This window comes from Verrucomicrobiia bacterium (assembly GCA_026414565.1).
Taxonomy (GTDB): Bacteria; Verrucomicrobiota; Verrucomicrobiia; order Limisphaerales; family Fontisphaeraceae; genus Fontisphaera.
Window position 1 is genome coordinate 1 of sequence record JAOAIT010000038.1, and the last position, 13,940, is coordinate 13,940.

Consider the following 13,940-nt stretch of genomic DNA (forward strand, 5'->3'; position numbering starts at 1 on the left):
TGAGGGCACTCTCGTCATCGTGAACGACGGCGACAAGAGGGTTGCGGAATACGACACCCAAACCGGGATGTTCACAAACAAGCTTCAAGGCATGGCCTACTCAAAGAAAGATGGGCTGGAAGGAGGAATCGAAATTGCCAACTGGAGTTTGACTGACCTCCAGCAGCCGAAGTGACCCAACCGGCTGTCCCGCCAAAAGGTGTAAAGGAATCTAGCCGCGCTCAGGCCGCGGCGGGAAGGGAGGCTTCGGCGGGGGCCGAAGCCGGCACGCGGGACGCGTGCCCTCCCCGAGACCAAGGGTTATGGCCGCGAGGTTAACAATGTGCATGGGTTGGGGCGGTTGCAAAGATGGTGAAAATATGGGTATGATGGAGGGAACATGATCGCCGAAGTGGAAGAAGTGACGGGCGAGGTGCGAACGCACGTCTGGGGGGCGGGCTTGAGCGGCACCCTGCAAGGCGCGGGCGGCGTGGGCGGGTTATTGATGACGTTCATCATTAATGGCCCGAATGCAGGGTTGTATTTTCCGGTTTATGATGGGAATGGGAACGTGATGGGTTACGTGCGGGGGGCGGATGGCTTGTTGGTGGCGCAATACGAGTACGGCCCCTTGGGCGAACTCCTCCGCGCCACCGGCCCCCTCTCCCAGACCTTCAACCCTCTCTTCTCCACCAAACCCCTCGACTGGGAAACCGGCCTCTACTATTACGGCTACAGGTATTACAACCCTTCTACCGGCCGGTGGCCATCCAGAGACCCCATCGCTGAGAATGGGGGATTGAATCTTTACGGCTTCGTTTACAACAACCCGCCCAACCTGGTTGATAAGGATGGTCGCATCGTGCCCATTCTCATCGTGGCGGCGATTGCTGGCGTCTATTTCAGCACGGAGCAATACGCAAATGCTCCTGGCCCTGGCGATCCAACTTATGGAGGGTTCACGGGAGACAACATCCTCGCCTTTGCTGACCTTGGCGTCGTTCTGTCCGCGAACCTGGTTCAAGGCTTGGCCAAGTGTTTGTGTAAACCAGTGTGCAGCCGACTTGTCCCAGGTGGTGGGTTGGGTGCGCACGAAGCTGCTGGCGGACATGCGCTCAGTCGCCATGTTCCGCAAGGAACAGCAACTGCGGCACAAGTGCAGGCTGCCTTGGCTGCTCGGCTTGCAGCAGATGCGAGTATCCCCGCTGTCTCAGCTTTTGCCAGCCGTGCGGTCGCGGAAAAAGCAGTTGTCGAAGCACTGGAAGCGAACCAAGGAGCAATCTGCGCTTGGTTGTCGGGCAATGCTAATCGTTTGGTTGTTACTCACACTGCTGGCAGTCCCGTCGGAGTTGTGCTGCCGCGAGGCGCAGGGAGTCCAATGGCAGCCCGTGAAGTTGTTGTTCTCGACAAGGTTGCGCCGCAAAGCGGTCTCTGCTTCCGAGTCACAACCGCCTATCCCAAATGACCGACCGGAAACTCAACAACCTTGTTCAGTTCTTCGGGGCTTGCTTCCATCAAGATTGGCGCCTTGATGCCCCAACACCCGAAGCTGTGATTGAACGATTCCTCGACAAGAACCCGGCAGAGGAGGTTCAAAAAGTTGTCGTAGAACTCGACGAACTCCTTTCGCTGTCGTTACCCGAGGACGAACTCAGGCGGATGTTGCATGAGGAGTTGCTTTGCTACTACCTGCCAACGGAAACTCCCATTCGCAATTGGCTGGCGCAACTTCGGACTTCGCTGGCCGGTGAACACTGAACCTAACGCCGGTGTCCCGCCAAACGGTGAGAAGGAATCTGTCTCGCCTGATACCGTTTCCAATGTTGTTCACAAGGGCGCGGATGGACGCCCCCAGAAGCGGGAGTGGAGCGCTGGTTTCGCGGTGCGGGATAACGGTGGTGAACTGGGCTGGGGCGTAGGGAGATGATTAGCAAGCTGGTGGCAGGAGGAAGGCTTCGGCGGAACGCCGAAGCCGGCACGCGGGACGCGTGCGCTTCCCGAGACCGAAGGGAAGCGGGCATCATCGAAAGGCACAATGCAGTACCTGAGGGGTCGAGGCCGACGCGCATCGGCAGGAGGGATTTAGACTGGAGTCATTGCCGCGATAAAACGCATCACAACGGTGATGCGGTCCAAGGTCAGCTTAGGGTCACGCTATTGCTTGAGTGTCGCTGGACGCCCGCCCTTCGAAGACTCAGATGTCCATTATCAGTCGCAGTTGTTCAGAATGAAAGGCCAACATCGTGTCAAGTCACCGTCAAGTGACTAAAGCTCACAGGGCTGCGGGGGGAAAGTTAATCTGGTGCAAATCCTTGGTAATTCTGTTGGAGCCAGTGGTCGGGATCGAACCGACGACCGACGGTTTACGAAACCGTTGCTCTGCCGCTGAGCTACACTGGCGCGCGTTGAAACGCGGTTAAGTAATAGCGGACTGGGCGGGGCTGTCAACCTCGGGGTGAAGGGAATTATGGCCCCCCGGCGGGGACTGGCAGCGGGCAAAGAAAAAGCCCGGAGGGGTGAGCCTCCGGGCGTGCGAGGTCAAGCTTGCGCTTTAGGGCAGGGTGTGGTCGGTCACGTTGCAGGTCGGTTTGGTATCCATGTTTCCGATGGTGTAGCTACCGTTGGCCGGGCAGGCAGGTTTCTGTTTGATGTATTTGCCGTCGCCAAACAGGTCAGCATCGGTGGGGGTGTCGGTGCCTTTTTTGCCGTTTTCCAGGGCCCACTGTTCCTTGGCGCCGTCAATCTGACGGAGGTTGTTGACGCACGCATTCTTTTGCGCCGTGGTGCGGGCTTTCACGAAGTTGGGAATGGCAATCGCGGCGAGCAGGCCGATGATGGCCACCACGATCATGATTTCCACCAGCGTGAAGCCGGATTTACGATTACGATTGATACGCATAAGTTTTGGTCTTGACGTTCTGGTTTTTGCTTTTTGTTGTTTGCGGCGTGAACTTCGGCAGGAGGCCCGTTAAACGATTCCAATTTTTATTCACTTATTGCCTCAAGCTAACCGCAAGAAATAATATAGCACTCTTTGTGCCACATTCCAATCACAATTTAATTTTCCAGGTGGCTCAGCGCAGGCCAGTGGTGGGCTCGTTTGTTGTGGTGCGCCACCGGGTTGAGGGCAAAGCGGGAATAAAAAAGCCCGGAGGGGTGAGCCTCCGGGCGTGTGAGATTAAGACTGCGCCTTAGGGCAGGGTGTGATCGGTCACGCTGCAGGTCGGTTTGGTCTGCATGTCCCCGATGGTGTAGGTGCCGTTGGCCGGGCAGGCAGGTTTCTGTTTGATGTACTTGCCAGCGCCGAACAGGTCGGCATCGCCTGGGGTGTCGGTGCCCTTCTTGCCGTTTTCCAGGGCCCACTGTTCCTTGGCGCCGTCAATCTGACGGAGGTTGTTGACGCACGCATTCTTCTGCGCCGTGGTGCGGGCTTTCACGAAGTTGGGAATGGCAATCGCGGCGAGCAGGCCGATGATGGCCACCACGATCATGATTTCCACCAGCGTGAAGCCGGATTTACGATTACGATTGATACGCATATGCTGTCCTTTCCTGTCTTGGGTTGTTGTTTTGTTGTTTTTTACGTGCGGCGTGAACAACAGCATATGGCCGTTACGATGATAACACTTTCTGTTCACTTATTGCCATATGCCAACCGCGGCTATGAGAATAGCAGCCCCCGTGCCAACCATCAATGGGAAATTAGCTTTGCATTGGGCCGGTGCGCAGAGCGCATGAAGTTGCAGCATTTACAGGTACTTGAAAGACCAAGCATCGGTCGCAGGGGGGAGTGAGGTTTCGTAGAATTGGGAAAGTCGTCGGCTTTTTTTGCAAAAGTGCAAGTGGCGCGAAGAGCTATTCTTAATCGTGCGAACGGCTGGCGGCAGAGGGTGAGGACACTTGTCCCGTTTTGACGGTGCTTGTCCAGATTTGGGGCAGCGGCACTGCCGGCGGCGGGGCCATTGATTAGTCTTCCGCCACCAGCGGGGGACGGAAGCCATATTTTTTGGCCAGGGCCAGGCAGGCGCTGAGGGATTTCATGCCGGCGGTGCAGGTGGCGTGGGAAAGGGACATGGCGGCCACGCAAACGCCGGCAAGCAGGCAGCGTTGCAAATCCCACCCTTCGTGCAGTCCGAGGAGGACGCCGGCGCAAAAGGCGTCGCCGGCGCCGGCGGTGCCGACGATGTATTTGTCGGGCAGTTTGAGGCTGGCTTGCCAGACATCTTCTCCGCGGCGGGTGCGGGCGAAGCAGCCTTCGGGGAAGTGGATGACCACCAGCTCACGCACGCCTTGTTGCAGGAGGGTGCCGGCGGTGTGGCGGAGGGCCACGGTGTCAATCTGGCCGTCGGGGGTGCGCGGTTTGAAACCGGCGGTGCGTCCGGCCTCGATTTCGTTAAGGATGCAATAATCCACGTGCTTGAGGGCGTGGGGGACGATGGCGCTGAAGCGTTCGCTGTCTTCGCTGACCACATCCACACAGGTTTTGAGTCCGGCGGCCTGGGCTTCGGCAAGCAGGCGCGCGGCTTTGGTGCCGTATTTGGTGTCGGGCAGGTCCAGTTTATCGAGCAGCAGAAGGTAGCCGAGGTGGAAGATGCGTGCTTTGGTCTTGGTAAAATCCAGGCCCTTGGCGTCCCAGCGTGCGTTGGCGCCGCGCTGATGGAAGAAGGTGCGGCGTCCATTGGCCTGCTCGGTCATGACATCGGTGAATGAGGTGGGGGCGGCGGTGGTGGTTTCAATGAAGCGCGTGTCAATTTTGTGGGCCTTGCAGTCGGCAAGGATGGCTTCGCCGAGGGCGTCCTGGCCCACCAGGCCGGCGCCGGCGAGGGGGAAATCCACGCCCAGTTTGGCGAGGTCCACCAGCACGTTGTAGGGTGCGCCGCCGGTGCCTTGATATTGGTCGAGGATGTTGCCCAGATGTTCGGGTTGAGGGTAGGCATCAATGATTTTGACCTGGTCAATGATCCAATTGCCGCCGGCCAACAGGCCGCATCGCGCTGTGCCAGAGATTTTCGCCATAAAAATTTCCCCTCCCCGTTCTGCCGCAGTTGGGCAGGCAGCCGGGATGATAGACTGGTTTACGGTGAGTTTATTAAAGTAAAAAATAGGCGTGTCGCAAGATGAAAATTGAGGGGGCGCGGGTGCGGAGCCGGTCTTGCCGGAACATTTCTCCGGCCGCAACAGGGGGCTGCAATCCAGTAACCCAATCAGCCCAAAACTTGGAAGCAACACAGGGAGGGGAGGGCGAGGGCTGGCGTGGCCTGCGCCGGCCAGGTGATCCAGGCTTGGTTTGCAACCGCAATTAAGGTTATGGTGGAGCGTTGCAGATGAGTGCGGAACGTCAGGATGATGAGGCGGGGAAACCAGCCCGGCCGCAGGCGTGGCAGCCGTTCACGCCGCTGGGGGTGGCGGCCTTTGCCCGGGCGGGGATGGGTCGCGCCTTGGCGCTGCTCATGGTGATGGGGGTGCTGATCGGGCTGGTGATGGCGTGGTTTGTGCGGAGTGCGTGGTTTCCGCCCCTCGGCCAAGCCGTGGCGGCGCTGCCGCTTGCGGGGGAGATTGTGGAGGGGCGGTTGCAGGTGCCCCTGGCGCAACCGCAGGCGCTGGCGGACAATCAGTTTTTATCCCTGGCAGTGGATTTGGAGCACACGGGGGAACAGACCCCGCCGGCGGATGTGCAGCTTGAGTTCGGCGCCACTAATTTATATGTGCGGGGGGTGTTGGGGTACGTGGCGGTGACGTATCCGCCGGATTACCGGGTGCCGTTGAACCAGCGCGAGGCGGTGCCCTGGTGGGGGGCATGGAGCCAGGCCATTTTGGCGGGAGTGTGGGTGGGGACGACCATGGGCTTGTTGCTCATCTGGGGTGTGCTGGCCCTGGGCTATGTGCCGCTGGCGCGGGTGGTGGCATGGCTGCGGGGGGCGGAGCTGGGGGTGGGAGCGGCGTGGAGTTTGTGTGCGGCAGCGTTGATGCCGGGGGCGTTGATCATGACGCTGGGCATCGTGGCTTATGGCTGGGGACTGGTGGATTTGATCCGGCTGGGGCTGGTGACCCTTTTCCATGTAATGGTGGCATGGGTGTACGTGCCGCTGGCGGTTTGTTGTCTGCCCCGGGCGGCCGGGTCCGCGGCGCCGCAGGGAAATCCCTTTGCAAACAAGTCCTGAGGGTTAGCGCGTGTCGGGCAGCAGCCAGCGGCGCACGGTGGCCAGCCAGCCGTCATCGTCCAACACCAAAATACGGAAGAGATCGCTGCGGTCGTCGGTCCATTCCAACAAGGGGGCATTCGGATCCGTTTCCGCGGCGGCGGCGCCGATCGCCCCGGTGGTTAGCAGGTCCGATTCGCGTGCGAGCAGAAACCAGTCCGAATGATAAAAATCCTCGCGGGTGGGATCATCGGCGGCGGTGGATTCCTCCTGATTACGCACCAGGGCGGCCTGCAGCCGGTAGTGCCGGGCCGCGGCGCGCACCACGGGCTCGAGGTTCAGGTACTTGTTCGAGATGTGCACGGCCAGCACGCCGCCCGGGCGCAAGTGCCGCAAATAGACCCCAAAGGCCTCGCGGGTGAGCAGGTGGGCCGGGATGGCGTCACTGTTAAAGGCGTCCAGGGCCAGCACATCAAACTCCTGGGCTGGCTCGCGCTCCAGCGAAAGCCGGGCATCGCCCAGCACAATGTCCACCTGGGCGGGGCAGTGGGATAAATAGGTGAACTCGCGGCGGGCCAGTTCCACGACGGCGGGGTTGATTTCGTAAAACTTAAAATAGTCACCGCTTCTCCCCCAGGCAGCCATGGAACCGGTGCCCAGTCCCACAATGCCCACCCGGCGCTGCGTGCGGCGCGGATGGTATTGCATGACCAGGCCGACGCCGCTGGAGCCGATGTAGTAGGACGTGGGCAACCAGCGTTTGTCCTCGCTCACATATTGCAGGCCATGGGTGGTGGTGCCATGAAGCAGGGTCACTTTGTGCCAGTGCGGATCGTCCACGGAGTATTCCTTGACTTTGAGGACACCGTAGAAATTCCGCTGGACGGTCCGGGCGGTGCGGGTGCTGTAGTGGACATCCGTCCACAAGCCCGCCGCCTGGAACGCGAGCGCGGCCGCCACCGCGGGCCAGGCCAGCCAGGTGCGCCACCGGGCGGGGTGCCGGCCGGGCCAGCCCAACACAGCCACGGCGGCGAGCACGCCCGTGAGCCACAATGTCAAATGCAGCTCGTGATAGCCCCGAAATACCGCCGGCGCCACAATGGCCACGAAAAAGCCGCCCAAAGTGCCCCCTGCGGCTGCCACCAGGTAAAAGGTGGTCAGGCGCTCGGGAGGCGGCCGCCGGCGGTACAGCTCACCGTGGCAAACCATGCAGCAGCAAAAAAGCACCCCCAAATACAGGACGATGGCCTTGAACAGGGACAAGTTGGACAGCCACTCCAGCGGCTGGCGCAAGGGCCACCAGTACCAGCTCTGCGGCAGATTGATGCGGTCGCCCACCAAATTGCCCGTGGCGGCCAGCAGCGCCAGCACCAACAGCGGCAGCCACACAGATCGTGCGTACCAACGGGGATTGTCAAAACAAATAATGTAAGAAATCAAATACAACCCCAGCGGCAACACCCAGAGAAAAGGAATCACCGCGATGTCATGACAAAGGCGATTGGTGATGGCCAGCAGCAGCGCCGTGCTGCAAGCTGGCAACGCCAGCCACAACCCGGCAGCCGGGTGCGACTCGGTCAGGGGTGGCGATGGCGCAGAGACTGGGGCGTCCGGGCTGGCGGCTGCAGACGAACCGGCCTCGGCGGCGGGCGGGCTGGCGGAAGGCACGGCAACAGCTTGCTCTTGGACGCGCCAGACGCGCCAGCCGCAGAAGGCCATGCAAATAACAAAAACGACCAGACCCCATTTCCATCCCATGGCCTGTGCCTGCCGCGAAAGATGAGGCTCAAGCACAAAGGGAAACGCCAGCAGCGCCAGCAAGGAACCGGCATTGGAAAGCGAATACAACCGATACGGCGACACCCCGCGGTGGGCCTGGCTGAACCAGGCTTGCAGCAGGGGACTGGTGGCTGCCAGCGCCACATACGGCAGCCCCAGACAACTCACCAGCAGCAGCAGAATCCGCCCGGTGGGCGCGGTACCGTTGGCCGGCTGCCAGGTATCTGGAGGGATGATGCGCGCAAACATCAGGGCAAGTGCCAGCAACCCCAGATGGACCAGCACCTGCCGCCGCCACGACAACAGGCGCGTCAACCCATGCGCATAAGCGTAACCCACCAGCAGCCCTGCCTGAAAAAACAACATGCAGGTGGTCCAGACGGCGGGGGTGCCTCCAAACCAGGGCAGAATGAATTTGGCCATCAATGGCTGAATCAAAAACAGCAGAAACGCGCCGCTGAATATGGCGAGGCCAAATACGAGCATGTTTGAAGCCTTACCCTAGCCGCCCAGGCACACCTTGACAAGCGGAGAAGCTGACCCGACACCAACCCGGGCGCAACTCACATTGCGGCAGGATTCGGGAACAACAGACTGGCTAACGTTTTGGAAAACGCGCGTCCCGCGTGCCGCCTTCGGCCCCCTGAAGCCATACCAATCCAGCAGGGATTAAACATCAGGACTGATGCCAACCGTTTTGCACTTTCGCCTGCGACTATCCGGTTTTGCACTTTGCATTTTGCACTTTGCATTTTGCACTTTGCATTTTGCACTTTGCATTTTGCACTTTGCATTTTGCACTTTGCATTTTGCATTTCCCCCTCCCCATAAATGGCCTTGAAGGAAGGGCGGTTTTGGGAGATATTGGCTCCGGGTCAGCCGAAAACCATGCAAGCGTGGGGAACCATCGGCACATTGAAAGTCAGGGAGGAGGCAAATCCCATCCCACAGGATTCCTCTCCTCTGAACGACGCTTGCAACGCGGGTGGTTTGCTGGCGACGGTGATTCATCATGGCCCGAAGGCGGGGGTGTATTTTCCGTTTTATGATGGGAATGGGGATGTGATGGGGTATGTGCGGGAGGCGGATGGCTTGTTGGTGGCGCAATATGAGTACGGCCCCTTTGGCGAACTCCTCCGCGCCACCGGCCCCCTCTCCCAGACCTTCAGTTACCTCTTCTCCACCAAATACCACGACTGGGAAACCGGCCTCCTCTACTACGGCCACAGGTATTACAACCCTTCCACCGGCAGGTGGCCAAACAGAGACCCCATCGGGGAACGAGGGGGAATCAACCTTTACGGCTTCGTAGGAAACAACCCGATCAGTCGGATTGATCCTCTCGGCTTGGACTACTACGGAGGTGGCAACGCTGACTTTCAGGAGAAATTTGCGTGTTGGTGGGATTGCGGTGCGGAGAAGTCCAAGAAGGCCGCAGCACTGGCCGGACAAGCATTGGAAGAAACGCAGAAGCGCTTTCCTGGAATGTCACTTCACAACGACAAGGCGGATGCTTGGCGGCATTGCTTCTGGAGTTGTGAGATGGCTAGAGCAATCGGCCAAAAATGTGCAAAATCCATTGGCGACAATCACGAAAATGCTGGCGACCGAAAAGGGCAGCCCAAGAACGAGCGAGAAATGGATGAACACAACAACGCGGCTGGACGCGGGCTTGCATCTCAGACTGGCAACTGCGCTGACCTTTGCCAAAAGGCCCTTGATGACGGCAAACTGAAAGTCATCACGCCATGAAGTCTCGCAGAGTTTTCATGGCAATCTCGGCGGCAGTCGCTGCATTTGGTCTGTTTGCGTGCGCCAAATCTGAGAGCGGCATCGTGAGGGCAATAGAGCGTTCGGCACTGGCCGCGACCGCAACCACGAATCCGATTGTAGCCGTCTCTGCTGTGACGGATTTCGCGTGGGACAAACTGTTTATTTTTAGCCCATACACTCCGGTTGACAAAATCCATGCTCAATTGGGCTTCAAGTGGTCGGAAGCAGAGAAGACGCACATTGATTCGTCCGACACGTTCTATCTGCTGGTCTTCGTCAAGAGCAACAAAGTGGTTCGCCATGTGAAGTTGCCGCGCACGCTCGGCGACTTCCAAGGTTTGGAATCGCAAAACGCTTTTGCATACGGCAGCGACACGTTCAAGGTCTTGTCCACAGGCGCGGGCAATGCCACACGGTTCACTTTCTCTGCCACGCAGCAGAATTCTCCCGAATCGAAATAGCGCCGGCTGTCCCGAACAAGAGGTGTGAAGGATCTGGCTCGCCTCAGGCCGGCTCGATAGAAGGTCGGCCACCCGCGCCTGCCGCACAGCCCTGGACGCTGCGTCTTCGCTGCGGAGTGCGGCAACGGAATGGAGTTGCAGGCATGACGATGGTGACGGTGGAACTACAACTACAACGACAGTGTGGTGACGATTCTGGCGGCCGGACCGCCCGACGGGCACGGCGATCTATGCCTACACCACGCCATCGTCGCGCGTCGTGCCGGAGGTCGGGCTGTCGCGTTGTCGCCTGGTGGCCATCCAGAGACCCCATCGGAGAGAAGGGCGGGCCAAACCTCTATGGGTTCATCGCAAACGATCCTCTTAGGTATTTCGACCGGGACGGACGGGACATCGTAGCCATTTGCCCAAGTTGCTTGATGCCGATCTCCCCGTTCGATCCGAAGCCTCATGTCTGCAAACCGCCGCCCTTGCCGCCCCCGCCGCCCGACCCAGTTGGATTTGCGCTCTGCATGCGAAACGTAAATCCGGAGGGATTGGGAGAAAGTCTTTTGCTGATTGGTTTCCGGATTCTCCATCCCCAAACCCCAACCGACCACGCTTATCTGCACTACAAGCACTGCGACACGTGTGAGAGAGTTGGTTGGGGGATCGGTGGGACAAAACCGGGCGCTCCGCCTATTCAGGAGAAGAAATTCAATCCCACTGACTGCAAACCCTGCAAGCGGACGGCATCCCTTCTGCAATACGGTGCCCCTGGCAGAAAGGGCACCGAAGCCACTGACTCCGAGATTCTCGACTGTATCTCGGAGGTTCCAACATCGAAGCCCTACAAGCCCACTGGGAAGGGACAGTATAACTGCCTGGACTGGGCCAAGGAAGCGGCAAGCAAATGCGGACTCGATTGCAACTAAAACTTCCGATAATCCTCGGAACCTTGCTGTTTTGCGGGCATGGTCTTCTTGTCACGGCACTCTGGCGTGTCTCCGTAAGGAACATCGAGTTTGGGGCACTGTGGGAGCACATGCGCCTGACTGACCTGCCGGTGAGTCTGCTCTTGGACAACTTCTATGAGGCATACTCAAAGGTGTCCGGCGCAACAGCCCAAGATACCTATCACACGCCTTACTATCTGTTCCACCTGGTCTTTGGTGGCATCCAGTTTTTCGTTTGGGGATGGCTGCTCGGAACAGTATGGAACCGATTGTTGCATCGGACGCCAAGTGGAACTCCCCAAGAAGTTTCACCAAACTGAAGCTTTCGGAGTCTGTCTGCAGCCACCAGGACAGTTACACATCCCCCGCCAATACCATCACCGGGAAGGCAGATCGAGCTGGGCCAGGCGCAGAAGGGGCGGCGGCTTGGCCCCGATTTGGGCGACCGTGACGGTGATGATCCTGGCGCAGCAATGCGACACGCCACCTGACCTCGGCATGATGAGTAAATCCCAGGAATCGTTTCTTGCTGAGGTTACAAGCCCCATCCAGGGCGCGTGATCGCAGACGAAGCCTCTTGACCGCCTAGTCAAGAGGATCGTGCATCTGAGCCGCCGGACACGGATCGGCGCGATGGCGGTCACGGTGATGCCGAGGTTGACGATCCTTTAGCCGCCGTAGCTGCTGCTTCGGTCTGGTTGACCACGGCGGCGACTTCGGGCGGTAGTTTACGATGCCGGTCGAGGTAATACTTGGGGGTGGCCGGATCGTATTCCCAAAGCTGGTCGGGGTCGAGAGCCATCACCGGGATGTTGGCGACCGTCCAGCCCCAATCGACCAGCTCGCTCTAAGTGCCCCCCGCGGCAGGTCTCCTAAGTTTTCACGTCATCAAACAGGCTTCGTCCCCACCGAAGCCAAACTAATCCGGCAGGGATTAACAATAGAACTGATGCCCACCGTTTTGCACCCTCGCCTGCGACAATTCTCCGGTTTTGCACTTTGCATTTTGCATTTCCCACTCTGCCTTCCCTCTCGGTCTCGGGGAGCGCAAGCGTCCCGCGTGCCGGGTTTTGTGAACATCCACGGGAGCGCCCACGGCGCGGCCACTGTGACGGTGAATCTGCAGCGGGCGGGGCGCCGGGGGGGGGGAATATGCACGTCTTGCGTGCGGGCAATGGAGAGGATGGCAACTAAAGGTTTAGATTGTTATGGGAAGGGGGAATTCTCTCAGGCGTTGTTGGGATGGGAGGTGTGTTTTTGGTGACTGGCGGGAGGTGGGTTTGAGATGGGGGAGGCCGTGGGCTGGCGAGAGTGTGGGGGGAAGGCAATTTGGTTGCGTTTATTGCGGTTCTTTGGCAATGAACAGGCGAGATTTATGACGAAAGCAATGGCATGGGCGATGGCGGCCGGCGCGGTGTGGTTCGCCGTGAACGTGCAATTAACGCAGGCGGCGGAGGGTCCCCTGGCGCAGGTGCATTTTGCGGGGGCGCAGGCGCTGCAGAAAATGGCCGCCGGCAGCCGGCTGTTGAAGGCGGAGGCGCTTCCGGCGGCGCGGCAGTGGGAGGAGGACGTGGCCGCGAAGGTGGCACGGCTGGGGCCGGCGGTTTTCAATCTGGGAGTCTCCACCAATGCGGCGCCGCAATTGCGTCCGCTGGTGAGTGACTGGTGGCAGTATGGCGGATGGCTGGAGGTCAGAGGGCAGGCGGTGCAGCGGCAAACGGTGGTGGCCACGCGGCTTCCCCCGGAGCGGCGCGGGGTGTGGAAACAGACGTTGGATTCCCTCAAGTCGTCTGCCGGCGCGCAACTGGTCTACGGAGAGGAGGGGACGTGGTTGGTGGCGGCCGGGGGGGCGGACGCGGCCGGAGCGGTGAAACGTTGGACGGCACAGGTTAAATCCGGCAAAGCCCCGGCGCTGGCCCAGGACGTGTGGTTGCAGGCACGGTTCAATGGGGGGGCACTGGCTCCGGCGCTGGGCCTGCCGGTGGAGGCGGAGTGGCCGGAGGCTGATTTGGAGTTTTCCACGAAGGGCGAGGATGTGCGGGTGCAGGGGACGCTTCAATTTGCCCGGGCGGTGGCGTGGAAGCCGGAGGCGTGGCGCATTCCGCGGCCTCTCATCCATGAGCCGCTGGTAAGCTTTACCGCGGCCAACGGGGTGGCACCGTGGCTGAGCAAGACCCGGTGGTTTCAGGGTCTGGAGCTGAAGACTGCGCCGAATCAGGTGTATGGCTGGAGCCAGTCGGGCATGCCATTGCTGGTGCAGGCGGCGGCGCGGATGGACGAGGCGACGAACACGGTGACGCGGCTGGCCAACAAGCTGCCGGCGGTGGCCTACCAGCTCATCGGGGGCAACAAGGTGGGGGACTTTTTCTGGGTCAGCAACCGGGCGGAGCTGCTGTGGCAGGGGCTGCCATTGATGTCGCCGTTGCTGAAGGCCACGCGGACGGCCGAGGGCGAGTTTGTGTGGGTGCAGATGTTTCCCGCGCCGGCGGTGGGGACCAACGCGCCGCCGGAGCTGTTTGCGCAGGTGAGCAACCGGCCCAACCTGGTGTATTACAGTTGGGAAATCACCGAGCAACGGGTGAACAGTTGGCGGCAGTGGTTTCAGTTGCTGCCATTGTTCAGCGAGGTGCGGCAGGTGCCGGCCAATCTGCCGGGGCAGGCGTGGCTGCAGGCGGCGGCCCCCTTGCTGGGCAACACGGTGACGGAAATTACGTTTGTTTCGCCGCAGAAGATGAACTTTGTGCGCCGCGGGCCGGTGGGGCTGACGGGTTTCGAATTGAATCTGCTGGCGCGGGCGCTGGACTTGTGGGGCCAGCCCGCGGATTTCGGCAAGCTGCAAAAACCGCCGCCCAAGGCGCCAGTGCCCAAGTAAC

General features: G+C 60.0%; 11 protein-coding genes and 1 tRNA gene. 6 read left to right on the plus strand and 6 right to left on the minus strand.

The genetic code is table 11. The annotated features are described in order from the left end of the window. The first annotated feature begins 379 nt into the window (after positions 1 to 379). The gene (locus N3J91_08560) at positions 380 to 1,444 is read left to right on the plus strand and encodes a hypothetical protein (protein ID MCX8156482.1); all 1,065 of its coding nucleotides are present in this window, start codon (positions 380 to 382) and stop codon (positions 1,442 to 1,444) included. Next, positions 1,441 to 1,737: a contact-dependent growth inhibition system immunity protein gene (locus N3J91_08565; GenBank protein ID MCX8156483.1), complete on the plus strand. Its 297-nt coding sequence runs from the start codon at positions 1,441 to 1,443 to the stop codon at positions 1,735 to 1,737. Before N3J91_08560 ends, N3J91_08565 begins: the two co-directional genes overlap by 4 nt. 567 nt (positions 1,738 to 2,304) lie before the next feature. On the opposite strand, the gene N3J91_08570 is transcribed toward N3J91_08565, so the two are convergent. From N3J91_08570 to N3J91_08585, 4 genes are all read right to left on the minus strand, one after another. Further along, positions 2,305 to 2,379, minus strand: a tRNA-Thr gene (locus N3J91_08570). A 151-nt stretch (positions 2,380 to 2,530) separates the two neighbouring features. Then, positions 2,531 to 2,878 (minus strand): prepilin-type N-terminal cleavage/methylation domain-containing protein, encoded by a 348-nt coding sequence (locus N3J91_08575; GenBank protein ID MCX8156484.1) that lies wholly within the window; start codon positions 2,876 to 2,878, stop codon positions 2,531 to 2,533. Positions 2,879 to 3,170: 292 nt separating this feature from the next. Further along, positions 3,171 to 3,518, minus strand: a complete 348-nt coding sequence (locus tag N3J91_08580) for a prepilin-type N-terminal cleavage/methylation domain-containing protein (GenBank protein MCX8156485.1) — start codon at positions 3,516 to 3,518, stop codon at positions 3,171 to 3,173. Positions 3,519 to 3,945: 427 nt separating this feature from the next. Continuing rightward, positions 3,946 to 4,995, minus strand: coding sequence for a carbohydrate kinase family protein (locus tag N3J91_08585; protein MCX8156486.1), 1,050 nt, complete (start codon positions 4,993 to 4,995; stop codon positions 3,946 to 3,948). A 308-nt stretch (positions 4,996 to 5,303) separates the two neighbouring features. Here N3J91_08585 and N3J91_08590 point away from each other — a divergent pair, with 308 nt between their 5' ends. After that, on the plus strand, positions 5,304 to 6,140 hold the full coding sequence (locus N3J91_08590; protein ID MCX8156487.1) for a hypothetical protein: 837 nt from the start codon (positions 5,304 to 5,306) through the stop codon (positions 6,138 to 6,140). A 3-nt stretch (positions 6,141 to 6,143) separates the two neighbouring features. On the opposite strand, the gene N3J91_08595 is transcribed toward N3J91_08590, so the two are convergent. Then, positions 6,144 to 8,384 carry a fused MFS/spermidine synthase gene (locus tag N3J91_08595; GenBank protein ID MCX8156488.1) on the minus strand — a complete coding sequence of 747 codons (2,241 nt, stop codon included), beginning with the start codon at positions 8,382 to 8,384 and terminating at the stop codon, positions 6,144 to 6,146. A 402-nt stretch (positions 8,385 to 8,786) separates the two neighbouring features. Here N3J91_08595 and N3J91_08600 point away from each other — a divergent pair, with 402 nt between their 5' ends. Beyond that, complete coding sequence (locus N3J91_08600) at positions 8,787 to 9,650, plus strand: RHS repeat-associated core domain-containing protein (GenBank protein ID MCX8156489.1); 864 nt, start codon at positions 8,787 to 8,789, stop codon at positions 9,648 to 9,650. Beyond that, positions 9,647 to 10,132 carry a hypothetical protein gene (locus N3J91_08605; protein ID MCX8156490.1) on the plus strand — a complete coding sequence of 162 codons (486 nt, stop codon included), beginning with the start codon at positions 9,647 to 9,649 and terminating at the stop codon, positions 10,130 to 10,132. Before N3J91_08600 ends, N3J91_08605 begins: the two co-directional genes overlap by 4 nt. A gap of 1,575 nt (positions 10,133 to 11,707) precedes the next feature. On the opposite strand, the gene N3J91_08610 is transcribed toward N3J91_08605, so the two are convergent. Next, positions 11,708 to 11,869: a hypothetical protein gene (locus N3J91_08610; protein MCX8156491.1), complete on the minus strand. Its 162-nt coding sequence runs from the start codon at positions 11,867 to 11,869 to the stop codon at positions 11,708 to 11,710. A gap of 573 nt (positions 11,870 to 12,442) precedes the next feature. Here N3J91_08610 and N3J91_08615 point away from each other — a divergent pair. Continuing rightward, positions 12,443 to 13,939, plus strand: a complete 1,497-nt coding sequence (locus N3J91_08615) for a hypothetical protein (protein ID MCX8156492.1) — start codon at positions 12,443 to 12,445, stop codon at positions 13,937 to 13,939. The last annotated feature ends 1 nt before the right edge of the window (position 13,940 follow it).